This window comes from Kribbella sp. VKM Ac-2566, assembly GCF_004366005.1.
Lineage (GTDB): Bacteria > Actinomycetota > Actinomycetes > Propionibacteriales > Kribbellaceae > Kribbella > Kribbella pratensis.
Map to the genome: position 1 here is coordinate 1 of NZ_SODT01000016.1, position 23,075 is coordinate 23,075.

The following is a 23,075-nucleotide window of genomic DNA, read 5'->3' on the forward strand; positions in this document are numbered from 1 at the left end:
TGTCACACACCCATCTTTTTAGATGGACAGACAATAATTAGCCTGCGCTACGTAACGATGTTCGCGTTCACTGTACGGTTCCCGGAATACGGTCAGACCCCAGCAACCAAACCACGCAAGTGGTTTGTGGCTCGAGAGTGGTTTGATTGATATTTCTATAGAGTTTCGGTGGCCATAGCGTCGGGGAAACACCCAGTCTCCATTCCGAACCTGGAAGTTAAGCCCGCCAGCGCCGATGGTACTGCGACCGGGAGGTCGTGGGAGAGTAGGACGCCGCCGGACATTCACACTGTTAAGGGCCACCCCGCGAGGGGTGGCCCTTAACATTTGTGGGCCCGAATTTTCTGTACGTCATGGCGATCAGCCGGCCTTGCGCTGGGGCGTGTACGTCCACCAGGGCCGCGGCGGGTTGCCGTTCGCCTGGTCGACGGCGGACATGATCGTGTCCAGGAGACACGGATCGTGGCGGTGCTGGTCCCGTTCGCAGATCGTCTCGTAGATCTCGACAGGATCCCGGCCGGCCAGTTGGTCGATCCGCGTGATCTCCGCGCGGCTCAGATAGTCGGCCACGGCCGGGCCAACGTTCATGAGGCTCGTGAGTTCGGTCTTCGACATGGTTCGACCATCCCGCGTCCGGCCGATGCAGGTCTTGAACGGATCGGACGATCTCGCCTCGGTAGGCAAGCTTGACCCGCGCAAGATCCGTTGCAGGTCCTTGGAGGTTTCTGACAATTGTTGGAGCTCTGCCCTCGGGTGAGGATCGAGCGGTGACTGTACTCGAGACTCTGGTGACGAAGTCGTTGGATCGGGAATTGCCATCGCGCGCGGAGGCGCTGCGGGTGCTCGCCGGGGACGACGAGCTGCTCGATGTGGTGGCGGCGGCCTTCCGTGTGCGGCGCGAGTTCTTCGGCCGGCGGGTGAAGCTCAATACGATCGTCAATTTGAAGAGCGGCCTCTGCCCGGAGGACTGCACATACTGCTCGCAGCGGCTCGGATCGACTGCGCAGATCATGAAGTACTCGTGGATCGATCCCGCCGAGGCCGCAGAACTTGCCGGCAAGGCTGTCGATGCTGGGGTGAAACGCGTCTGTCTGGTGGCGAGCGGACGTGGCCCGGGAGACCGGGACATACGGCGGGTGGAGGGCACGATCGGCGCGATCAAGGCCGAGCACCCGCAGGTCGAGGTCTGTGTGTGCCTCGGGCTCCTGCAGGACGGTCAGGCTGAGCGGCTACGCGACGCGGGCGCCTATGCCTACAGCCACAATCTGAACACGAGCGAGGAGCGGTACGGCGAGATCTGTACGACGCACACGTTCGCGGATCGGGTGGACACGGTACGGCGGGCGACGCGGGGTGGACTGTCGCCGTGTTCGGGGGCGATCTTCGGCATGGGTGAGTCGGACGACGAGATCGTGGATCTGGCGTTCGCCTTGCGAAACCTGGATCCGGACTCGGTGCCGGTGAACTTCCTGATCCCGTTCGACGGGACACCGTTGGAGGGGCGTTGGGAGCTGACACCCGAGCGGTGCCTGCGCATCCTGGCGCTGTTCCGGTTCTGCTTCCCCGATGTCGAGGTACGGCTGGCCGGTGGGCGGGAGATTCACCTGCGCGGGATGCAGGTGCTGGCGTTGCATGTGGCGAACTCGATCTTCTTGGGCGACTACCTGACGAGCGAGGGCCAGCCGGGTGGGGACGATCTGCAGCTGATCGCCGACGCCGGCTTCACGATCGAAGGGCTGGAGCAGGCGACGATGCCGGTCGCCCGCCACGATCTGGTGACACTGAGACATCGCGGTGCGGGCAGTGCCGCTCCCGCCGACTAGGCTCGCCGGATGGCTGGAATGGTGTTGGTCGTCGGGCTGCCGGGCGCCGGCAAGACTTCTTGGGCTCGGCGGCTCGAGCAGGAGCGGAAGGCGCTGCGGTTGACGCCGGACGAGTGGATGGACGCCTTGTTCAACACGAGCGAGGTCGACGGACGGCGCTGGGTGCTGGAGTCCGAGCTGCTCTGGGGCGTCGCGGCCAGGGCGTTGACGCTCGAGGTGGACGTGATCCTCGACTACGGCTGCTGGTCGGAGGAGGAACGAGATCTGTTCCGGACCCGCGCCCAGGCGCTCGGCGCGAGTGCGGAGATCGTCGTACTCGATCTGCCGTTCGAGGTGCTGTGGGCGCGGATCGAGCGACGCAATGCGAGCCTGCCGCAGGCGACGTTCGGCGTCACCCGGGAGGAGCTCGCGGAGTGGAGTGGCAGGTTCGAAGTGCCCACTGCGGAGGAGCTGCAGCGTTGGGATCGGCAGCTCATCGTGAAGGAGTAGCGATCATTCCTCGGGCGCGATGCCGACGAGTGCGGCCGCTGCGCAGATGTGGACCGGTGTGAGGTCGATGGGGGAGACGGGCGCCTGCAGAAGGGTGCCGCGTTCGTACGGCGTGAGCGTGATGTCGATGCCGGGAGCGCCGGCCACCATGCCCCGCACGTACGTGAGCCAGCCCATCATCGGGATCCCGCGCCGGAAGACGCCGGCCGCCGCCGCGAGTTCGGTGTCGGCGATGCTCGCCCACTGCGGTTCCCAGATCGTGACGACCGCGCGCAGCACCTGAGCGAAGCGTTCGGACTGCCGCAGCGCGTCCTCGTCACTCCAGTGCAGCGTGAGCTGGTCCGAGACAGTCGTCATCGTGCCGCCCATGGACAGGTCGAACAGCCATGGCAGTTCGCCCGTGCTCTGCAGGTGCAGACGTGTCGTACTCGTGCCGTTCGCGAGCACCTTCGTCGTCGCCTCGACCATCTCCTGCAGCGGCGTGGAGCCGTCGGCCTCGAGGACGTGGTACCCCCAGCGCTCGTCCTGCGTCCAGATGTGGACGTCGGGGAACGCGACCGCCACCGCGGTCAGTGTCCGGCCGACCCGGAGCGCGCGGTGCTCGACGGACTCGTCACGATGCGGCCATTGGGCGCGGAGCAGCCAGGATGCCATTCACGCCCTCCGATCATGATGAGGCGGCGGCAATGCTGCGCCAGGCCGTGACACGGTGCCGGATGCAGGCGACGGTACGCCGTCATACGACCGCTTGACCAGAGCTCCGCCTACTCGGTGTGAGCAGGTACGGCGCCTCTCCGGAAAAGTCACCGGACCAGTCTGCTGTACCGCCTGGTCAATGGTCAGCACCGGGGTCCGATTTTGGTAACAACACATCGAAATCTGGACAAGTGTCAAGCTCAGCCCGCCGGAGTCGCCGCCACCAGGGCTCCCAGAGCGCTCGCCTGCGTGCGCCAGTCGCGCGTGCCGCCGCCCGCCCAGCGCTCCCCGAGCCGGTTCAGCGAGTCGCGATCGTTCTGCCAGATCGAGTCGGCCTGCCGCTGGGCATAGGTCCGGTACGACGCATCGCCGGTGGAGTCCGCCAGGTCCATGAAGTACCGCATGAAGATGCCCTTGAACTGCTTCTGGTTGTCGTCACAGGTGCCAGCGGGATCACAGCTCTCGGTGAGGACGCCGCCCGGGCTGAGCGAGGACATCGCCGCGTCACCCAGCTGCCGAGCCCTCGCGAGGAGGGAGCTGTCTCCGGTGGCCCGCCACAGTTCCAGCGCGCCGCCGATCGCCAGGCCTTGGTTGTACGTCCACACGGTTTGGCCGTTGTTGGCGCACGCACCGGTCACCCCGTCGTTCACCAGGTTCGAGGAGTTGATCATCCCGCTGCCGATGAACCAGTTCCATCCCGCGGTTGCCCGCTGCAGCCAGACGGTGTCGCCGACCAGCCGGTTGTGGAGCGCCGCGGTCATCCGGATGTAGAGCCCGTTCGTCACCGCGTTCTTGTACGTGCGCTCGCGGTCCCACCACACCCCGCCGCCACACGTGCTCGTGTCCCAGTACCCCTGGACGTAGTTGGCGATGGTGACCGCCATGTCCAGGTACCGACGGTCGCCCGTCAGGTCGTACGCCTCGATCCACGCGATGGCCCACCACTCCGTGTCGTCGATCGCGCGACTGATGAAGTTCCCCTCCAGCGCGTCCCCGCTCTTCTCGCCGGCCGGGAACACTCCCTTGTTCTTCTCGAACACCTCGTTCACGATCCAACGCAGATCGGTACACCCAGACCTTCGACTGCCACATCACCGCGCCGAAGTTGAGTTGCACGTGGCGTCCCGACCAGCCGGCCGGGACGGTGAACGTGCGCTTGTAGTACATCCGGTTCTCGTGGCGCTGGATGCCGGACAGCGCGGACTCGATCGGGTACGGGACCAGGACCTCCTCGGGCAGCGTCCCGGTCGGCGGGTTGTTGAGGTCGCTCGTCGGCGCGAACTGCCAGACCCCGTTCAGACTCTGCCACTCGGTGCGCGTCAGCTGCGGCCGCGGGTACTCCGGGAGCGGATCGGTCACCGACACCTGGCTGGTCCACGGCGTGGCCAACGGCGGTGGCTTCGGGGTGAACGCGCTCGCTTCGAGCGGTGTCAGGAGTACGGCGAAGAGGCCGAGGACTGTGGTCAGCAGCAGAAGCGGTCGCGACAGCATGGGGCATCTCCCTGGGGCGGTAGGAAGAGAGCGCTCTCACCGTGAGTATGCGGGCCTACAGAGCCAGGTCAAGACCTCGCGTGATTGTTTCTGTCGGAAATTGTCGGACTACGTGAGCGTCGGCGAGGCCAGTTCCAGCGTCGGCGTCGAACCGCGGTACGACGTCATCCACTCGCGGAGCAGCTCGACCCGGGCCGCGTTGTCCTCGTTGCCCTTCACCACCGGCGCCTGGTTGTACGGCATGGTGTCCGAGCTGCGCCGGAGCTTGACGTACAGCCGGGACGAGGCGAGCGCGTACCGCTCCATGTCGTCCTGGAGCGCGCCGATCACGGTGATGTTCCGGTCGCGACCGATTTGCTCGAACAGCGCCACCGCCTCGCGACGGTGCTGCGAGCCGAGGTTGCGTCCGAGCTCGTCGAGGATCAGCAGCAGCGGACGGTCGGAGCCGCCGGCGAGCGCGGCCGCGCACACCAGCTTCACCGCCTTCTCGTCCATCTGGGCGGTGTTGCCCTTGACGTTGAACGCGGAGAACGGGCCGCCCTCGGACCGCCGCCACTTCGGTGTGACCGTCCAGCGCCACGGCTTGTCCGGCTCGGCGGGCGGATCGGGCTCGGGGAACTCGACCTTCGCGCCGTACCCGCCGTACTGCTGGTCGAGGCGGTCGAACTCCTGGGACACCAGGCGGAGCCGTGCTTTGATGCCGTCGGCGAGCGACGCGCGATGGGCGCGGGCCGTGCTCTCCGCTTCGCCGAGGCCTTCGCGGGCGCGTTCGAGCGCGGCGTTCCGCTCGGCGCGCTGGCTGGCGATCTGCTGTTGCTGCAAGCTGTCGAAGGTCTCGTGCTGGGCGAGGTGCGTGCTCAGCGTGCGTTGCAGCGCCGGCACCAGGCCGACGCGGTCGCCGAGGGTGCCGTTGGTCCAGCCGTCCGGGCCGTTCAGGATCTCCCACAGCTCGGTCGGAATCTCTTCCCGCGACCGGGCGTTCGGGAAGCAGCGGCGGATGACGTCGTCGAGCTGCGTACAGGTCTGGTGGTTCCAGTCGGCCGTCGTACGGCGTTGCGCGTCGTCGGGCAGCCCGAGGATGAACTCCTCGGCTTCGGCGGGCGTCCCGCCCCAGGCCGTGGTCCGGGTCGTGAGGTCGAGGGTGGCCTGCTCCTCGCGCAGCGCGAGGCGGCGGCCGGTCAGCTCGTCGAGGATCCGGTCGTGATCGCGACGGGTCGCTTCGAGGTTCTTCAGGCGTTCGTCGCGGACCAGTTGCTGGCCCGCGGCGGCCTCGGCGGACTCCTTCGCGGCCTGCAGTTGCGGTGCGAGCGCGTCGCGGTCGCTCTCGTGCCGGTCGACGGTCTCACGGAGCGCGAGGATCTGCTCCTGCACCGACTCCGCATCGGCGAGCGCGCGAGCAGCCGCCGTACGACGCTCTGCCTGCTCTACCCGCGACCGGGCCTGGTCCAAGGCTGCTGATGCGAGAGTGCGGGCCTCGACCGCGGCCTCCACGCGGCGACGGGCGGCCTCGATCCGCGCGGTCCGGCCGGTGATCGGCTCGTCGAACTGGCCGACAGCCACCACGCCGGCGACATCGTCGATGTTGTCCTTGGTCGCACGCTCGCCGATCGCGGCGAAGAACGCGTCCAGCACGAACCGCTTGTCCGCCGACCTGGGTCCGCGCTTCGTGGAGCCCTTCGTCGAGCTTTCGGCGCCGGGCCGGTTTGCCAGCACGAGCACGAATCCGGCGTACCCGGCGTCGGCCAGCGCAGTCGACGCGACGGTCGCGTCGCCGGCGTCGATGACGACCGCCTCGCGGTACGGCGCGAGTCGTGGCTCCCACTCGGCTCGGTCGGCTTCAGCCAGCTCGGTGATGTCGGTGAGCGCGCCGCACTCGATGCCGGCGTTCTCCAGAACCTGCTGCTGCGGCGCGGAGACCGTCTGACCGCTCTCGGCTTCGCGGAGCTCGGCCGTCGCTTGGTGGACCGCGGAACGTGCGGCGTGGTCGCGGCCGATGTGCTCCTCGAGCACCGCACGAGCCTCGTCCTGCTCCTCAGCAGCCGCGGACAGATCGCGGCCGTCGGCCGAACGGCCCGCCTCCAGCAGCCGCCGATGCTCTTGCCCGAGACGCTCCAGTTGCTCCCGCACCGACCGTTGCGCCAGGTCGAGCTCCCGGTCGCGAGCGTCGAGCTTGTCCCGCTCCTGGCGGGTCAGCTGCACGTCCCGGAGCAGGCCCTCCTCGTTGCCAAAGGCATCGATGTCGGCCTCGATCGCCTCCTTCCGGGCCTCCTGCTCGGCGACCCGCTCGTCGAGAACTGCCAGCTCCTGAAGGATTTCGTCGTTCCGCGCGGATCCGTCGATCAGGTGCCGGGCCGAGCGCGCCTGCCAGGACTCCTTGGCCGCGGCGAGGGCTTCCCGTGCCGCGGCGCGCTGCAGGATGCCGGCCTCGACGGTCGCCATCTCCTGCTCCCAGCGCTGCAGGTCAGCGGTCGCCTGCTTGGTCGCCTCGCGCTGCGTGTGCTCGGCGGAGCGGTGCGCCTGCTCCTGCTCGAGCTCGTGGTCGAGACCGGTGAGCGTCGCGATCGCGTTGAAGATACGGGCCGGGCCGAGCTCGTTGAGCGGCTCGGCGAGCAGGTTCGCCGTAGGGCTGGAACGCACCGACGTCGACAAGAACGAGACGCATCGGACCTGCCCGCCGTACAGCACCTGGGAGAGTTTGTTGGCGTGAAAATCGGTGCGGCCGTTCGAGTGCGGGAGGGAGGCCCACAACGCGTCGGCGCCGGCAGCCCGCTCGGCCTCGGTCGCGCCGTACGGGATGTGCAGGCCCTGCTTCCAGCGCAGGTCGATGTACGACGCCTTGCGGTTGATGCGGATCCAGACGGTGATCGCGGCGGCCTCGATCTCTTCGAGGTCGGTCAGGTCCGGGTCGGAGAAGACACCGACGATGTAGCCGCGGTCGACGTTCGACCAGTTGCCTTCCTGGCCGGCCGCCTCGGCGGTGAACAGCAGCTCGGCGGCGCCGGGCGCGCCGCTGGTCAGGCGCCACTGGTCGTCGGCATGCAGGAGGCTGAGCGCGGCGATCCAGGACGACTTGCCGGCACCGTTCGAGTCGGTCGGGCCCTGGCCGGCGACCGTGATCAGGCCGCGGCCGATCATCGGGATCGGATGCGTCGACAGGCGGGACAGGTCGACGACCTGCACACCGAGCAGCACCTTCGACCCCAGGATGTCGAACGGCCCGTCCTCAGTGCTCATATGCCTTCTCCCGTTGTCGTGCTGACTTCTGCTGGGACGCCGTTGCGGGCGCGGATGGCTTCGGCGATCGGGCTGGCCGGTGCGGCGGCGAGGATCAGCTGATCCTGCAGGCGACGACGGGCTGCCGGGGTCAGACGCTGCAATTGCGGACCTGGGATGTACGACGGGCCGCCGGAGTGATCGCCGGACAGCTGGATCAACCCAGCGGCGCGCAACCGCTGCAGGGCGAGGCGCCGCTCCTCGCCGCTGATCCTGGTCGTCCGCAGCTCATCGACCGTGGTGGGTCGCGCGGACTTCCAGCTGTCGCCGGTCAGGATGCCTTCGCTGCGGGGGATCGCGACGGAGTGGATGAGTACGAGGACCAGCACGGCGCGGTCGATGACGGACAGCGGCTGCCAGCCTTGGGCCGCGAGGCTGGCGGCGATGTCGTCGTCGTACCCCGCGGTCCAATGGGTGCCGTCGACGTGGACGAGGGTCCGGCCGATGAGCTTGAGCATGCGCTGCACCTGGCGGCGCAGGGTGACGTCGCGGAGGCCGGCCAGCTGCACTTCGGCGACCGGGTGCGCCGCGTACTGCACCGCGCTGAACGCGGCGAGGACCTCGTCGCGGGAGCGGTCGCTGAGATCCTGGAGCAGAGGGTCGAACAAGGCGTGCTGCTCACTCATCCGCTTCCCCTTCGTCGCCCGACGGAGCAGTCGCGCTGGGGAGTGCGGTGTCGGACGGGGCTGTCGCGCTGGGGAGTGCGGTGTCGGGCGGGGCGGTCGCGGTGGGGAGTGCGGTGTCGGAGACCGGCTCGGCGGGAGGCTGCGTGGACAGGACCGGCGGGGGTGGATCGGGGAGGTGGCGGCAGAGGTCGCGGAGGGTGGACAGGTCGGCTGCGGTCCAGGTGATGACGCGCGGGCCGAGGCGAACCTCGCCGGCCTTGTCGTTCCACAGGAGCCAGTGCGTGGCGTGCAGGCGGCGCAGGCTGCCAATGATCAGGGTGAGGTCGCTCGACTGCTCGGGGCGGCCGCGCATCCCGGCGTACACGGACCTGATCTGCGCGAGCGTGCCAGTCGACCCGGGCCAGGCTGGGGCGCTGCGGTCGGTCCAGCAGCAGGCGACGCAGATCGCGAGAATGCGGGCCGTTTCGTTCGGCTGCTCGACCGCGACCGGGGGAGCATTGAGCTCGTCGAGCACGCCATGACCCGCGCCCGACGGAAGCGTCGGCACCAGCCAGACCGATGACCCGTCCGGTGCCACCGCGCGGGTGAGACCGGCGACGGCGGGCGTATCCGGGTCGACCTCGAGTGGGCCGGCGGACTGCACCTTCGCCCACCACAACGCGTTGTGCAGCCGCCGCTCGACCGCCTCAGTGCTCATCGGGTCACCCGGCGGAACACGCCCTCGGTGGCCCACGGCGTACCCGCGGTGGGATCGATCCGCATGCCGTCGGACCACACCAGCTCGTAGTCGAGCTCGTCGTGCAGATGCGCCGCGGTCAGCTCGGCGAGCACGCGGCGCGCGGTGATCCAGTCGCCTGCCTCGTCGATGACCTCGACGATGTCGACGGACGGGCGCCCGGCCAGCACTCGCTCGGCCTCGGCGCGCAGGTCCTCACGGTCCGTCGCGGCGGCCGACTCCGGAGCATCCGCGTCCGCGGTCGGACGTGGCGGCGCCATCCGTGCGGTCCCGCTGCGACGTCCTGTCTCTACTGCCTCGACCAGCGTCTGCGCGGAGAAGTCCGGTGCGGCGGCGTCGAACAACAGACCATCTAGTACGGCGGCCAGCGTGTCGGGCTCGCTGCTCCGGGAGAACGTCAGCCAGGTCTCGATGGGCAGCAGGCCGAGCGCCCGCGTCGTGCCGGCGCGTTCGACCAGGCGACCGGCGGCGAGCTGGACAGCATCGGCGTACGCCGCCAGCGCCATCCGGAGCGAGGTGCATTCGCGGTGGAGCTCGGGCCAGCGGTCCAGGACGAGCCGGTGCACCTTCTTGGCCTGCTCGATCAGGCGCTCGTTGCCCCAGGCGAGCTGGGCGTTCTCCCGGAGCTGGGCGGTGGTGCTGGTCGAGACGAGGATCGCGAGCTCGTTGCCTAGCAGGCGGAAGACCTTGGTCAGGCGGCCGATCGAGGCCTTGCCGTCGTCGGCCGTCGCCTGCGGGTCGCTGACGCTGTGCGCCTCGAGAGTGAGCAGCTGGTGCAGCTCGCCCTGTCCGCCCTGCACGGACATCCGCCGAAGGAACATCAGCATCACGTACGGCGCGAAGGCGGCGCGGTGGCGCAACTCGTTCGGACGGTCGACGAGTTTGGTGATCGCGCCGTACTGCCGGAGGACGTCGAAGCGGCGGACGATCACGTCGTGCGGATACGCCCGGCAGGCGAGGGTGGCCTGCTCCACGGTCAGACCGTCGCTGCCGGCCTCGGCGAACGCGTCCAGGATCGCCTGGTCGGCGTCCAGCAGGTCCGGATCGACGATCATCGCACCGGCCTCGCGGGCGAGCACGGCGAACACCTGACGGTAGACACGCAGCACGGCCGCGTCGGCCTCGGCGTCGAGCAGTGTCGCGTCCATCCGCCCTCCCTCCCCGGTGCTGGCAACAGCAATAGGAAAAGGACTCTAACCACCCGCACCGACAGACCAAAACTCACCCGCCACCGGCCTGTGGAAAACCGGATGACGGCGGATGCGCGGCTGCCTACCATCCGAGGTGTGATGAGAATCCTTGGCTGACGCGGTCGGGAAGGCCGCGTCAGTACCACGGCACCCAGACGATGTCTGAGGGTGTCGCCCCGCCGGTGCGGGCCCTGTCGCAGGGTCCCCGGCGCGCTTGCTGATTCTCTCCGTACGGAGCTTGCACATGACTGTGCACCCCTTTGTCCGCTCTATCGGCGCTCAACACCCCCGTGTCCGTGACCTGCTCGCGCTGCGTAGGGACGGTTCACCCGGCCGGATCATGGTCGAAGGCACCTGGGAACACGACCGCCTGCTGACCACGACCGCCAGCATCGAGACCTTCTTCTGGTGTCCAGAAGCCGGTGTCACTGACGTCGCTCAGATCGCCGAACGCGCCACCGAGGTCTGCCGGATCTCCGAGAAGCTGCTCGCCCGCGTGTCCCGCAAGACCCGGTCCGACGGCCTGATCTCGATCGCCCGGGTCCCGGAGTGGCGACCACACGCGTTCCGCTTCACCAGCCGCTCTCTGGTCCTGGTGGCCGACGGGGTCGAGTACGCCGGCAACCTCGGCACCCTGATCCGTACGGCGGACGCCGCCAACGCCGACTGCCTCGTCCTGACCAGCCGCCGCGCCCGCCCGACCCATCCTGCTGTGTACTCCGCGAGCCGCGGCACAGTCCTCTCGACTCCGATCGTGGAGTTCGACGACATCCCGTCAGCGGCCGCGTGGCTGCGGAGCCACAGGTTCCGCGTCCACCTCGCGGACCCGGCCGCGACGGGCACCTACCGAGTCCCGCAGTACGACGGCCCGACCGCGTTCGTGGTCGGTTCGGAGGGCTCAGGGTTGTCGCGGGCGTGGCACGACGAAGGGTTCGACGCCGTGTCGATCCCGATGCTCGGGCAGGCGGACTCGCTGAACGTCGCGCTGTCGGCCGGGATCCTGCTGTTCGAGGCACGAGCTCGGAAGGAGGGTTGGTGACCCGATGGAATGGCCAGGCAGAATGGCACGGCAACCGAGCAGAAGGAGCTTGTCGTGCCGTTCGAGCCAGGCGAGGTCGTCGCCCCGTCCGATCCGCGCATCGTCCTGGAAGGACAGTGGGGGCAGCAGCCCGGCGTGGCGATCACCGTCAACTCCGGGTCGCGGATCTCGTTCTCGTACGCCGGTGAGCGGCTGCAGTTGCTGTTCGACACCGACGGGCTGACCGTCGCTCCGCACCTGTGGATCACGGTCGACGACGGCGAGCCTTCGCTGCATGTGCTCGACGGTCCGGTCATCGAGCTGTCGGCGCCCGACGGCAGGCACCAGGTGTCGGTGGTGGTGAAGGACGTCAACGAGCACGTCAACCGGTGGAACCCGCCGTTCGAGTGCGCGGTCGTGTTCGCCGGTCTCGTGCTCGACGTGCGGTCGGTGTTGCGGCTCAGCGGGCGGCCGAGTGGTCCGCGGCTGGAGTTCTACGGCGATTCGATCACACAGGGCGTGCGGTCGCTGAGCGAGCACCCGGAGTCGGAGGGGGCCGACGGTACGACGTCGTACGCCTATCTGACCGCGCGCGCGTTCGGCGCCACGTCGTACCAGGTCGGGTTCGGGAGCCAGGGGATCAGCAAGCCGGGGAACGGCGAGGTGCCGGCCGGGATCGACTCGTTCGGTTGGAACTTCGCCGGCTCACCGGCCGAGCGGGTGGAGCCGTCGGACGTGGTGGTGATCAACCTGGGCGTGAACGACCCGACGCTGGAGATCGAGGAGTACGCCGATTACGTACGCCGGGTGCGGGCGGCGTACCGGTCCGCGACGATCGTGTCGCTGACCCCGTTCAACGGCAAGCACGCGGACACGATCCAGGCAGCGGTGAAGTCCCTCGACGACCCGAACCTGATCTGCATCGACTCCACCGGCTGGATCACCGAAGACGACTGCACCGACCAGGTCCACCCCACAGTCGCCGGCCACACCAAAATCGCCACCCACCTGATCGAGGCCCTCGAAGAGCAAACCTCTCTCCGCCGCCCCGCCTAACCCCTCCGAACGCACCGATCCCGCCCCGCAGCACACCCTCCCCGCGTCTGGCCACCCACGGACGGATATCCGACTCGCCTGTCGGATGTGTGGGGGGTGGTGATCAGCCGATCCGGGGTCGTGCAACAGGCAATGGTGGGTCGGCACCTGCTATTACCTGTCCCCAGTCACCAGCGCCTGTCCCCAGTCCCCACTTCCCGCCGCCCCCGCCCCGCCATTCGCGCGTCGAGCAGGAGACGACGGGTTATCCCCGCGTGTTGGGGTTCTCTACTGGTACGTGAGGGGAGAACCCTGCACACGAGGGGATACCCCCGGCTCTGACGGCGCTCCTCGGACCCGGGTGTGCCGGAGGCCTGCGACGTGACGAGTGGGTCGCGCCGAGTCGTGGCGTGTGGTTGGCCCCCTGAACGTCGAGTCGTGGATCGGGGCTGCATTTGGTCGCCGAAATCCACGACTCGATGGCCACGGGCGGGGCTCCGCTCTTGGCAGATGACGTTTCAGAGCGTGGACGAGTACGTCGCGTCGTTTCCCGCGGAGGTCCGCGAGGTGCTGGACGAGGTACGCCGTACGATCCACGCGGCCGTGCCCGACGCGGGCGAGAAGATCAGCTACCAGATGCCGACGATCACCCTCGGCGGCACCTCCCTACTGCACTTCAGCGGCTGGAAGACTCACCTCGCGATCTACCCGATCCCACCCACCGACCCCGCCCTGACCAAAGCCCTGACCCCCTACCGCTCCGGCAAAGGCACCCTCAAATTCCCCCTCGACAAGCCAATCCCGTACGACCTCATCACCCGCCTCGCCGAGGCTTTCGTCGCCGCGCGGGGCTGAAGGTCAGAGGAGGTCTTGGGGGGAGGGGGCGGGTGGATGGGTGAGGCTCCAGTCGTTGAAGCTTTTGTCGAAGCGGTACCAGAGGTTGTCTCGGCCCAGGCGGAGTTGGATTTTGCCGGCCGTTACTCGGTTGGCTTCGGTGGTGGCGTGGGGGAGGGCTTCTAGGGCCTCGGCGAGAGCTTCGGGGTCTACGTCGTGGGGGTCGTCGACGGTGACGGCGAGGCCGCCGGGGCCGGCTTGACGCCAGGCGGTGGCCCAGGTGGTGAGTTGGCGGGCGGAGATGCCGGCGTGGTGCGCGAGGTCGGCGAGCTCCGGCGTACCGAGGGAGGCTGCTGCTCGGCGTGCGAGGTCCTGCTCGAAGGTAAGCGCCTGGTTGACGTCGCCGGAGGCCAGTTCCCAGGCTCGGCGGGCGGCATCGGTGGCCAGAGCGACGAGATCGCGTACGTCGACCCCGGACGATCGCGGTGGGTCCAGCACCTTCACCGCCGCCGGAACGCCGGGCGCCCCGAGCGGCCGAGGCGGCGCCGGCACAGGAACCACACCCACAACCCGCCGGTCACCGTCACCGCCGTCACCGGCGTTGGGCGGGTTGGCTAGATGGCGGGCGAAGGCTGCGATTGCCGGGATGCCTGCCGGTGCGGGCGTGCGAGGCGCGGCTGGTGCGGTGGTGTTGCCGGTGCGGCGGGAACGCAGCGCGGTCAGGAGTTCGTCCTTACGCCGCCCGCGAAGCAACAGCAACGCGAACGGATCGTCGTCCAGCGCATCCGCCACCAAGTAACAAACGGCCGCGGAATGCTTGCACGGCACGGCGAAGTCCGGGCAGCTGCAGTTCGTCAGCACCTCGCCCGCGCCCGGCAACAGGTCCAGCCCGGCCGCCTGTACGTCCTCCACAACCTCCGGCGGTAACTCCCCGTCGAGCAACGCCGCAACCCGCCCGATCTGCGCCGACACGACATCGAGTACGGCGTCCCACTCGTCCGCGGTGAACGCACGGATCCGAACCGTCACCTGGTACGGCGTGACGCGGCTCCCCTGCACTACCGCCTCGACCTCGCCCGGGCTGACCGTCAGCTCGAGCACACTGCCGCGCCGCGCGTACGACCGTCCGCGCGACAGCCGACCGGGATCGAGCCGTGCCCGCTGCTCGAGCGCCTCCAACCAGGCCCGCCCCCACCACGTCGCCCCGAACGACCGCCGGCTCCCGGCGCCCTTGGCCGCCGGCAACCCGGCGTCCTCGCCCTTCCGCCGCCACCCCTGCCACGGCGTCCGATCCTCGTCAGCCATCGGACTTCCCCACCGCAGAAGGGTTGTAGGCACTCGCCGACCCGGATCGCACCGGTCCTGTCGACAGCTCGACGAGCTCGGTCAGCTCCGTGTCCGACAGCTCGCTCAACCACGCCTCACCCGACCCGACGACAGCGTCCGCGAGGTCGCGTTTCGCGTTGATCACCGTGGCGATCCGGTCCTCGAGCGTGTTCTCGGTGACGAGCCGGTGGACCTGCACCGGCCGGTCCTGACCGATCCGGTACGCGCGGTCCGTCGCCTGATCCTCGACCGCAGGATTCCACCACCGGTCGTAGTGCACGACATGCGTGGCCTGCGTCAGCGTCAGTCCGACGCCGCCCGCCTTCAGCGACAGCAGGAACACCGGCGCCTCGCCCGACTGGAACTGCTCCACCATCTGCTCGCGCTTCCGCACCCCGATGCCACCGTGCAGGAACAGCGTCTTCACCTGCCGCGCCGCCAGATGGGCCTCGATCAGCCGGCACATCTCGACGTACTGACTGAAGATCAGCACCGACTCGCCCTCGGACAGGATCACGTCGAGCAGCTCGTCCAGCGCCGCGAGCTTGCCGGACCGCCGCTCGAGCGGACCGGGCTCGTGCAGGAACTGCGCCGGATGGTTGCAGACCTGCTTCAACTGCGTGAGCAGACTCAGCACCAGCCCGCGTCGCGCGATGCCCTCGGCGTCCTCGATCTTCGCGAGGGTTTCCTTAGCGACGGCCTGATAGAGCGTGGCCTGCTCGGTGGTCAGCGGTACGACGACATCGTGCTCGGACTTCTGCGGCAATTCGGGCGCGATCCCCGGATCGCTCTTCCGCCGACGCAGCAGGAACGGCCGCGTCACCCGACCGAGCCGAGCGGTCGCCTCCTCGTCGTGGAACCGCTCGACCGGTACGGCGACGTCGTGGCGGAACCTGTCGAGTGTGCCGAGCAGCCCCGGTGCCGCCCAGTCGAGGATCGACCACAGCTCGGAGAGCCGGTTCTCCACCGGCGTGCCGGTGAGCGCGATCCTGGTTGCTGATGGCAACGTTCGCAGCGCGCGGGCCGTGCGGGACAACGGATTCTTCGCGTGCTGCGCCTCGTCCGCGACGGCCAGGCCCCACGCGATCTCACCGAGGACGCGGTGGTCCTGGCGCACCACGCCGTACGTCGTGAGCACGACCTCGTCGGGCGCGAGATCGCTGAGCGTCCGTCCGGCGCCGTGGTAGCGGCGGGTCGGTACGTCGGGGGCGAACCGCTCGAACTCTCGCTCCCACGTGCCGAGCAGTGTCGACGGGCAGACGACGACCGTCGGGCCGCGGCCCTTGAGTTGCAGATGCAGCGCGATGACCTGGATGGTCTTGCCGAGACCCATGTCGTCGGCCAGGCAACCGCCGAGACCGAGGTTGGCGAGCTGCGCCATCCACGCAACACCGCGGCGTTGGTAGTCGCGCAGGGTGGCCCTGAGACCGACGGGCTCGGTGAACGGCGCCGGCTCCTCGGCCGTACGCAGCCGGGCGAGCATCGCGGCGAGCGAACCGTCGGCGTCGAACGGCACCAGCTCGCCGTCGACCTCGATGGTCCCGGTGAGCGCTGCGCCGAGTGCTTCGGCGCCGGTGAGCCGGCGGGTGGAACCGTTGCGGAGCCGGCGGACGAGGTCGTGGTCGACCCGGATCCAGCGACCGCGCATGCGGATCATCGGACGCTTCGCCTCGGCGAGCGCGGCGACCTCAGCCTCGGTCAGGTCCTGGCCGTCGAGCGTGGGACGCCAGCGGAACGCGACGAGCTCGGTCAGGCTGAAATCGGGACCGGTGACGGCGCCGGGCGTCGGCGTCGCGACGGTGGCGCGGACGGCCAGCTCGCCGGCGAACAGTTCCGTCGGCCAGAGCACTTCGATACCGGCGCCCTCCAGCGCCGTACTGCCCTCGGCGAGCTCTTCCAACGCGGCGTCGTCGATCGGCACGTCTTCCGGTGCGGCGTCGCGGAGGGCCGAACCGAGTGGCGGCCAGACCCGGGCGCCGCGACGGAGGGCGAGGAGGAGGTCGGTCTCGGCGCGTTCGCCGAGGGCCGTGAGTACGGCGGCCGGTGCGTTCCACATGTCGGCGACGTCGACCAGGAGGCTCGGGTCCACCCCGCTCCGCAACTGCAGAACGGCCCGAAAGTCGTCCGTGGAATCGGGTGGTTCGATGCGAAGGACCAGGCGGGTGCCGGCTTGTTCGGCCAGGGCGGTCTCGTCGAGCCAGGCGGTCGGGCCGGGGAGGGCTGTGGGTTCGGCGGCCGCGAACGGCGCGGCACCAGGGCGGACCGCGACGGCTGCGGCGGGGGTGCGGACCAGGGTGTCCGCGAGCGCGTCCCAGAACGCGCGGACCAGTTGCTCCGGCTCGATCAGTCGGACGGGACGGGTGCCGTCGAGCGGCAGTGCATGACCGTACGCCGGCATTGCGGCGCTGAGGTTCCGCAGCCAGGCCTGGTCGAGCGGATCGAGCGGCGCGACCCGCCAAGCGCCGTACCCCTCCGGGCTCCGATCCGGCACCAGCCGCCCGCGCCCGATGAGCACCAACCCCGCAAGTCCAGCCGCCCGCCACGCCGCCCAGCTGCCGGAGCCGTCCAGTCGATCGGAGTCCTGCTCGGCGAGGCGGGTCAGCACTTCTTCCATGTCCAGAAGGCGCGCGGGGACCGTGGTACGGCGGACCGTGGTGCCGCGGGGGAGGACCAGGTCGACCGTCCCGTTGGCGGTTTCACCCGAGCCGGCCAGGTCGCCGTACAGCGCCAGCCGACCCGCGCGCGGCGGGTCAGCAGGCACGAAGACGGCGTCGAACATGCCCCGCACAGTACGCCGCGCCACCGACAATCCCGGACTTGACCTGAACCTGCGTTGAGGTTGCACGCTCGGTAGTTCCAGCAGACAACCGGAGAGTGTGAATATGCGTGCAGCAGTAGTAACCGCGTTCGGCGGTCCGGACGTGATCGAGACCCGCGACGTCCCGGCCCCGGAGCCTTCCGCCGGGCAGGTGCTTGTCGAGGTCGGCGTCGCGGATGTGATCTTCGTCGAAACCGCGATCCGCCGGGGTCAGCACGGCGAGTTCTTCGACGTGCGGGTGCCGTACGTCACCGGCAGCAACCTCGGCGGCCGGGTCCGCGCGGTGGGTCCCGACGTACCGGCGGACTGGATCGGCAAGACCGTCGTGGGGCGCGGCGTGGCCTTCGGCGCTCATGCGGAGCTGGCCCTGACCACGACCGACCTGGTCGAGGTACCGCCCGAACTCGACCTGCGGACCGCGGTCGCGGTGTACGGCGACGGCTTCACAGCCCTCATGCTCGAGGAACTCGCGCCGCCGATGGCCGGGCAGGACGTCCTGATCACCGCATCCGCGGGCGGCATGGGCCTGCTGCTGATCCAGCTGGCGCACAAGGCCGAGGACCACGTCATCGCGGCCGCCCGCGGCGACGAGAAGCTCGAACTCAGCCGGGCCCAGGGCGCCGATGTACTGATCGACTACAGCAAGCCGGGCTGGGAGAAGTTGGTGCTTGAGGCCACGAACGGTCAAGGCCCAGGCATCGTGTTCGAAGGCGCGGGCGGCGAGCTGGGCGCAGCTGCGTTCAGCGTGGTGAAGGACGGCGGCTGGATCTCTGCTCACGGAGCGCCGAGTGGCAGCTTCGCGCCGTACGACGCCGCCGAGGTCGAGCGGCGCGGGCTTACTGTGAAGGGCATCATGGATCTGCGCGCCGACTCGACGACCACGTCGGTCACCGGCGCCGCCGTGATCGCTCGCGCGGCAGCCGGGGATCTCAGGCCGGTCATCGGCCAGGTCTACGACCTCGACCACGTGGCCGACGCGCACCGGGCGCTCGAGAACCGCACGCTGCGCGGCAAGGCGCTGATCGAGGTCAGTCGCTGACCGTTTGTTCAGCAGTCTCGTCGGGCTGCAGCTCTTCCGAGTGGTTCGGGCGGGCGACCACGATCTGGTTCCGCCCGGACCGCTTGGCCCGCAGCAAAGCGTCGTCGGCGGCCAGGATCAGCTGGTCCATCGTGTTCGCGACAGCCGGGTAGACGGCCGCGCCGAATGACGCCGGTACGCCCTCGAGCGTCGCCGTACCCCCGTCCGTCGTACTGACCGAGACTGTGACGGTCACGAGCCGCGCCCTGATCCGCTCCGCGATCTCCAGTACCTCGGACTCGAACGCACCCGGCAACAGCACCGCCAGCTCGTCTCCACCGACCCGCGCGACCAGATCGCCGTTGCGTACCTCCGCACGGATCGCCTCACCAGCAGCACGCAGCGCCTCGTCACCAGCCGGGTGACCGTAGGTGTCGTTGATCTCCTTGAACTTGTCCAGGTCCAGCATCAGCAGCCCGACCGTGCTGCGCAGTGTGTCCGCACGAGCGAGCTCTGCGGGCACGGCGCTCGCCCAGTACGACGAAGTGGCCAAACCGGTCGTGGAGTCGATGCCGGCGGCCCGCTGGTACTGCGGGAGCAGCAGGTCCCTGTGCAGCGCCAGCACTGTCACCATGAGGACCGGAACGACCCAGGGGTACGACGTCTGCACCGCAGCGATCGCTACACCCAGACCCAGTCCGGCGCACACAACCATCTGATCCGACAGCTCGCCAAGCGCCTCACGCGCCGTGGCGTCCGGCGTGGACAGCAGGATCGCTCCGATGACCAGTGCGTAGTTCACCAGCCACCAGGTCGCGGCCGCGGCCAGAACGACCAGCAGCGTCCAGAAACCGGTAGGTACGCGGGGAGCGTCCAGCAGACCGCCGGCACGCAGTACGGCGGCTGCTGCGGCGCTGGCCAGGACGTACGTCGAGGTTGAGAACACCTTGCGGTGCGCGACGGTCCGGCCGTACACGCGGAACCAGGAATAGGTGTAGGCCAGAACGACCAGCGGGACGACCAGCGACAGCGGGAGCAGCAACAGCGCCGCGAAGATCCACAGGCACTTCAGGTTGGTGTGCGGCGACGTGTTGGCCGCCAGTTCGCGCCGGCGCTCGATTCCGCGGGCGAACTCCAGGTGCATGGTCGAGGCCACGGCGAGCACGGCGAACGCCACCCACTCGGAATGCCGGACTCCCGAATCAGGGCCGCTCAGCGTGCTCCGGACCGCGAGTGTGGTAATCGTCACCGCAATCAAATCAATCGCGAGCACATAAGCCAACGCGGTCCTCGGCAACGACCAGAGCTTCCATTGCCGAGGTGGCACCCAGCTGCTCCGACCGATCAGAATCATCGTCAGCCTCACATGCGGTCGATCTGAGCGGTTATGCGTTCATAGTAACGACCTGTTCACATCAGGTCACCCGGATGCCCGGGTCATTCCACCAGTTGGTCAGCACCAAGAAGGGTCGAAAATCATGCAGATCTCAGCGTTCCCCGTCCGTACCGGCGCCGACGGCCCCGGCGGCAACGACTGGTTCACCGGTGGCAATGACTGGTTCTCCGGTGGCGGCAACGACTGGTGACGAGCGGTATTTCTTTACCTCTTTCTTACATTCCCCAGAAATCGTTCACCGCATAAACGTGGGAGCCGGGCAATTTACCGCACTGTGATTGTCGCGAACCGTGCCAATTACTATCCGTGGCATCCTGCCTGCCGAGGGTGATCGCGTCGGTGGCGGCGCGGCGCATCAGTGCCAGTTCCGCAACGAATCGGGGACCCGGTGGCGCGCGATTTGGATGAACGTTCTACTCTGGAGATCTCCGGTAGCGAGGTCTGGGCGGGGCGGCCCCGACCTTGCTACCGGAGCTCTTCTTTTCAGCCCCTCTGCTTCAGCCCCTCCATGGCGGGCCCGGAAACTGTCGGTGCCTCCCGGTAGCGTTCTCAGTGCCAGGGGCGGCTCCTGGACGTGCTTCCTTCTCCTCCACCAGGCCAAGTAGCGCGTCCGCTCTCCGCCCCTGGCGCCCTCGTTCCATGAAGCACAGTAGGTGCAGGACGTCAGTGGGGAGACGGCATGCCGGACCAACCAGCGGATCCGCGAGCTGCTGTCCTGCTGCGCCGCCGGCGGCTCGTCGACGCCACCGCCCTCACCCCTCCGGTACGGCGCTCCGCCTGGCAGTGGCTGCGCCGACCGCTCACGATCCAGGCCGGCCTGTTCGCGCTCCAGGCGGACCTGATCCAGCGCGGTCTCCTGCTCTCGGTCGGCCTGTACCGGCACTGTGCCTCGCTGTCGGCGCCTGCGCTGGCCGGTTTCGGCAGTGCGCTCCTCGACCTGCTCGACGCCGAATCCGGGTTCGCCGCCAAGCACACGCCGTTGTTCCGGGGCTTCCCGGAGAGCGTGCCGGGCAACACGGAGACCTTCTATGTGAACCGGGTCTTCGCCCGCCTGCTGCAGGAGCCGGAGCAACCGTGTGTGCTCTGCGGCGACACGACCTCCGTGCACGCGGTCTCCCCGTGCGCCCACCTGGTCTGCCGGACGTGCTGGGACGGCGCCGACCTCAGTGCCTGTCCGCTGTGTCTGCGGCGCATCGACCCGAAAGATCCGTTCCTCAAGCCGTCGCCGGTCGAGGAGCCTCAGGCGCATGTCCGCTCGGATCGCCTGCGGCTGCTCTCGCTGGCCACGGCAGACTCGGTCCGTCAGACCGTCACTGCCCTGCTGGCCCGGCGCGCGCCTCTGTCCGCTGCGGACCGCGCCGACCTGCAGGTGCTGCTCAACGGCGCCAGTTCGGCCTGGATTCCTGATGACATCCCGGTCCGGGAGACCCGTGCGCTCGTGATCGCGCACTTCCTGGCCGAGGAGCCCGCGCTGATCGATCGCACCGACACCGCCACCGACGTACTGCGGCTGGTCTACGCGTTGATGGACGCCGACCCCGGGCTGCGGACGCCGCCGGTCCGGCGCAGGTCGTTGCCGCGGGCAACTCGACGGCTCGTCCTGGAGCGTCTCGACCGGCTGCCGGTCGAGACGCTGGTGGAGGACATGCTGCGCCACGAGCGTGCCTGGAAACGGATCGGGGAGAACCTGCATCCGTTCGAGTTCGCGACCCGGTTCCCGGTCGCCGCGCTGGCGTTCGCGGTCCTCCGACGTACCGCTCTGGACCTCGGAACGGCGGCCGGACGGGCGGTGGCGGGCGAGGCTTCGCGGCATCCGCTGGTGCGAGTGGAGAGCGGGCGGCTCGTGATGAGCACGTTCAGCTCGCGTGTCGAGGGCGCTTTCACGCAAGGGCGGCCGGAGCAGGCGCTCGACCTGCTGCGGCAACGTCCAGGCGAGTTGGTACGCCGTCTTGTACAGCTGGCGCGTGCCCTTCCGCCGGAGCAGCACGCGGAGCTCGTCGACGCCGTGACGACGGCCGTGTCGGACGTTTCGCCGGCGGTCATCACGGCCGCCCTGGGACAGGTCCGGACACCGCCGGGCGATCTGCGGCTGTTCTTCCCGCGTGGCGGGACCGCCCGGATCTGGACGTCGGTCGACGACCGGGAGCCCTTGCCGACTGCGCTCGCCGTCGAGCTGTCCGGCGTACTCACCGGGGAAATGTTGCGCCGGGCAACGGGATTGCCGCGCTGGCGGAGGGTGTTCCTGGACGAGGAGCTGTCCCGGATGGCGGCGCCCGGTTCGGAGCGGAACGCGTCGTCGAGCCTGCTGCGGATGACGCGGGGGAGTGCGGTGCCGATCCCGCAGGACGAGTTGCTGCGGCTGTTCCTGCACTGGGTCGAGCCTCGCGGGAGGCGGATCGATCTCGACCTGTCAGTGGCGGTGTTCGACGAGGAGTGGGCTTTCGTCGGGTTGTGCGACTACACCCGGCTGCGGTTCGACCAGGACGCGCTGGTGCATTCCGGCGATCTGACGTCCGCGCCGGGCCCCGACGGATCCACGGAGTTCGTGGACATCGATCTGCGCGCGGTGCGTCGGGTGGGTGGTCGCTATCTGCTGCCTGTGGTGTTCAGCTACAACGACGTACCGTTCGAGGAGCTGGAACGCGGTTTCGTCGGCGTACTGCGGCAACCTGGCAGGCTGTTCGATCCGGCGGCGGTCGAGGACCGCTTCGACCTGGCCGGGCCGGCGAAGATCCTGATGCCGTTCGGCGTCGACCTGCGGACCAAGGAACTGCGCTGGTACGACGTGAACCTCGGCGCGGCCGGATACGGCCACAACATCGCGAGGTACGGCGGTCATCTCGGGCTGATGGCGGCGACGCTGGAAGAGGTTCACGGGTCGGGCGACCGGGTGAGTCTGTGGGAGATCTGCTGCTGGCACGCGGCGGCCCGCGCCGACGAGATCGCGGTCCGGTGCGCCGACGGGTCGGTCGTCGGCTACGTCCGTGACCCGGCCGAGGAGCTGGCGACGTTCGCGCGGCGGGTCGTCGCGCGGCTGGAGCCGGACCGGAGCTGGGACGAGGACGCGGCGAAACGCGCCGATTTCGTCGCGGTGCTGACCGGTGACATCACGCCGCGCGCGGGCGCGGAAGTGTACGCGCTGCATCCGCGTCTCCTCGACGGCGCGAGCCTGTCGCTGATCGACGCGCCGTACCTGCTGTCGGGTCTGGCCCCCGACACCCGCGCTCGCGCGAGCCTCGGAGCAACCTCACCCACTCCATGACCTGCGCTCGGGCGAGTCTGGCAGGAGCCTGAGAAGAAATTGAC

At 69.0% G+C, this 23,075-nt stretch carries 17 protein-coding genes and 1 rRNA gene; 8 read left to right on the plus strand and 10 right to left on the minus strand.

What is annotated here, in order from left to right; translation table 11 throughout:
- Positions 1–164: 164 nt before the first annotated feature.
- Positions 165–282: ribosomal RNA gene (gene rrf, locus EV647_RS39795) — 5S ribosomal RNA — on the plus strand.
- A gap of 78 nt (positions 283–360) precedes the next feature.
- Here the strand turns inward: rrf and EV647_RS39800 are convergent.
- A complete protein-coding gene (locus tag EV647_RS39800) occupies positions 361–615 on the minus strand; it encodes a helix-hairpin-helix domain-containing protein (RefSeq protein WP_134012571.1) in 255 nt (84 codons plus the stop codon).
- A 152-nt stretch (positions 616–767) separates the two neighbouring features.
- On the opposite strand from EV647_RS39800, the gene bioB reads away from it, so the two are divergent.
- Together bioB and EV647_RS39810 are read left to right on the plus strand one after the other, a co-directional pair.
- Positions 768–1,823: a biotin synthase BioB gene (gene bioB / locus EV647_RS39805; protein ID WP_134012573.1), complete on the plus strand. Its 1,056-nt coding sequence runs from the start codon at positions 768–770 to the stop codon at positions 1,821–1,823.
- A gap of 9 nt (positions 1,824–1,832) precedes the next feature.
- Positions 1,833–2,312 carry an ATP-binding protein gene (locus tag EV647_RS39810; RefSeq protein WP_134012575.1) on the plus strand — a complete coding sequence of 160 codons (480 nt, stop codon included), beginning with the start codon at positions 1,833–1,835 and terminating at the stop codon, positions 2,310–2,312.
- 3 nt (positions 2,313–2,315) lie between these two features.
- On the opposite strand, the gene EV647_RS39815 is transcribed toward EV647_RS39810, so the two are convergent.
- The 6 genes from EV647_RS39815 to EV647_RS39845 form a co-directional block, all read right to left on the minus strand.
- On the minus strand, positions 2,316–2,966 hold the full coding sequence (locus tag EV647_RS39815; protein ID WP_134012578.1) for a hypothetical protein: 651 nt from the start codon (positions 2,964–2,966) through the stop codon (positions 2,316–2,318).
- Positions 2,967–3,208: 242 nt separating this feature from the next.
- Positions 3,209–4,057: a glycoside hydrolase family 76 protein gene (locus EV647_RS42370; protein WP_238177628.1), complete on the minus strand. Its 849-nt coding sequence runs from the start codon at positions 4,055–4,057 to the stop codon at positions 3,209–3,211.
- Positions 4,058–4,607: 550 nt separating this feature from the next.
- The gene (locus tag EV647_RS39830) at positions 4,608–7,733 is read right to left on the minus strand and encodes a chromosome segregation ATPase (RefSeq protein ID WP_134012584.1); all 3,126 of its coding nucleotides are present in this window, start codon (positions 7,731–7,733) and stop codon (positions 4,608–4,610) included.
- Positions 7,730–8,398 (minus strand): hypothetical protein, encoded by a 669-nt coding sequence (locus tag EV647_RS39835; RefSeq protein ID WP_134013248.1) that lies wholly within the window; start codon positions 8,396–8,398, stop codon positions 7,730–7,732. Before EV647_RS39835 ends, EV647_RS39830 begins: the two co-directional genes overlap by 4 nt.
- Positions 8,391–9,095, minus strand: a complete 705-nt coding sequence (locus EV647_RS42375; RefSeq protein ID WP_166680547.1) for a hypothetical protein — start codon at positions 9,093–9,095, stop codon at positions 8,391–8,393. The genes EV647_RS39835 and EV647_RS42375 overlap by 8 nt, the downstream gene beginning before the upstream one ends.
- A complete protein-coding gene (locus tag EV647_RS39845) occupies positions 9,092–10,282 on the minus strand; it encodes a hypothetical protein (RefSeq protein WP_134012588.1) in 1,191 nt (396 codons plus the stop codon). The genes EV647_RS42375 and EV647_RS39845 overlap by 4 nt, the downstream gene beginning before the upstream one ends.
- A 286-nt stretch (positions 10,283–10,568) precedes the next feature.
- Here EV647_RS39845 and EV647_RS39850 point away from each other — a divergent pair, with 286 nt between their 5' ends.
- The 3 genes from EV647_RS39850 to EV647_RS39860 all read left to right on the plus strand — a co-directional run bounded on the left by EV647_RS39850 (position 10,569) and on the right by EV647_RS39860 (position 13,232).
- Positions 10,569–11,363 (plus strand): RNA methyltransferase, encoded by a 795-nt coding sequence (locus tag EV647_RS39850; protein WP_134012590.1) that lies wholly within the window; start codon positions 10,569–10,571, stop codon positions 11,361–11,363.
- Positions 11,364–11,417: 54 nt separating this feature from the next.
- A complete protein-coding gene (locus tag EV647_RS39855; RefSeq protein ID WP_238177629.1) occupies positions 11,418–12,398 on the plus strand; it encodes a GDSL-type esterase/lipase family protein in 981 nt (326 codons plus the stop codon).
- 489 nt (positions 12,399–12,887) lie between these two features.
- On the plus strand, positions 12,888–13,232 hold the full coding sequence (locus EV647_RS39860; protein ID WP_134012592.1) for an iron chaperone: 345 nt from the start codon (positions 12,888–12,890) through the stop codon (positions 13,230–13,232).
- A gap of 3 nt (positions 13,233–13,235) precedes the next feature.
- Here the strand turns inward: EV647_RS39860 and EV647_RS39865 are convergent, their stop codons facing one another.
- Both EV647_RS39865 and EV647_RS39870 read right to left on the minus strand, forming a co-directional pair.
- Positions 13,236–14,516 carry an SWIM zinc finger family protein gene (locus tag EV647_RS39865; protein WP_134012594.1) on the minus strand — a complete coding sequence of 427 codons (1,281 nt, stop codon included), beginning with the start codon at positions 14,514–14,516 and terminating at the stop codon, positions 13,236–13,238.
- On the minus strand, positions 14,509–17,316 hold the full coding sequence (locus tag EV647_RS39870; RefSeq protein WP_134012596.1) for a DEAD/DEAH box helicase: 2,808 nt from the start codon (positions 17,314–17,316) through the stop codon (positions 14,509–14,511). The genes EV647_RS39865 and EV647_RS39870 overlap by 8 nt, the downstream gene beginning before the upstream one ends.
- A gap of 103 nt (positions 17,317–17,419) precedes the next feature.
- Here EV647_RS39870 and EV647_RS39875 point away from each other — a divergent pair, with 103 nt between their 5' ends.
- Complete coding sequence (locus EV647_RS39875) at positions 17,420–18,394, plus strand: zinc-binding dehydrogenase (RefSeq protein WP_134012598.1); 975 nt, start codon at positions 17,420–17,422, stop codon at positions 18,392–18,394.
- Here the strand turns inward: EV647_RS39875 and EV647_RS39880 are convergent.
- The gene (locus EV647_RS39880; protein ID WP_238175795.1) at positions 18,384–19,622 is read right to left on the minus strand and encodes a diguanylate cyclase; all 1,239 of its coding nucleotides are present in this window, start codon (positions 19,620–19,622) and stop codon (positions 18,384–18,386) included. The two genes, EV647_RS39875 and EV647_RS39880, sit on opposite strands and share 11 nt — an antisense overlap.
- Positions 19,623–20,448: 826 nt before the next feature.
- Here EV647_RS39880 and EV647_RS39885 point away from each other — a divergent pair.
- A complete protein-coding gene (locus EV647_RS39885) occupies positions 20,449–23,031 on the plus strand; it encodes an MXAN_6230/SCO0854 family RING domain-containing protein (RefSeq protein ID WP_134012602.1) in 2,583 nt (860 codons plus the stop codon).
- Positions 23,032–23,075: the final 44 nt, after the last annotated feature.

Coding starts and splice junctions, on each gene's coding strand:
- EV647_RS39800 (WP_134012571.1), bottom strand. CDS start 615: ATGTCGAAGACCGAACTCACGAGCCTCATGAACGTTGGCCCGGCCGTG.
- EV647_RS39810 (WP_134012575.1), top strand. CDS start 1,833: ATGGCTGGAATGGTGTTGGTCGTCGGGCTGCCGGGCGCCGGCAAGACT.
- EV647_RS39815 (WP_134012578.1), bottom strand. CDS start 2,966: ATGGCATCCTGGCTGCTCCGCGCCCAATGGCCGCATCGTGACGAGTCC.
- EV647_RS39830 (WP_134012584.1), bottom strand. CDS start 7,733: ATGAGCACTGAGGACGGGCCGTTCGACATCCTGGGGTCGAAGGTGCTG.
- EV647_RS39835 (WP_134013248.1), bottom strand. CDS start 8,398: ATGAGTGAGCAGCACGCCTTGTTCGACCCTCTGCTCCAGGATCTCAGC.
- EV647_RS42375 (WP_166680547.1), bottom strand. CDS start 9,095: ATGAGCACTGAGGCGGTCGAGCGGCGGCTGCACAACGCGTTGTGGTGG.
- EV647_RS39845 (WP_134012588.1), bottom strand. CDS start 10,282: ATGGACGCGACACTGCTCGACGCCGAGGCCGACGCGGCCGTGCTGCGT.
- EV647_RS39850 (WP_134012590.1), top strand. CDS start 10,569: ATGACTGTGCACCCCTTTGTCCGCTCTATCGGCGCTCAACACCCCCGT.
- EV647_RS39860 (WP_134012592.1), top strand. CDS start 12,888: ATGACGTTTCAGAGCGTGGACGAGTACGTCGCGTCGTTTCCCGCGGAG.
- EV647_RS39865 (WP_134012594.1), bottom strand. CDS start 14,516: ATGGCTGACGAGGATCGGACGCCGTGGCAGGGGTGGCGGCGGAAGGGC.
- EV647_RS39870 (WP_134012596.1), bottom strand. CDS start 17,316: ATGTTCGACGCCGTCTTCGTGCCTGCTGACCCGCCGCGCGCGGGTCGG.
- EV647_RS39875 (WP_134012598.1), top strand. CDS start 17,420: ATGCGTGCAGCAGTAGTAACCGCGTTCGGCGGTCCGGACGTGATCGAG.
- EV647_RS39885 (WP_134012602.1), top strand. CDS start 20,449: ATGCCGGACCAACCAGCGGATCCGCGAGCTGCTGTCCTGCTGCGCCGC.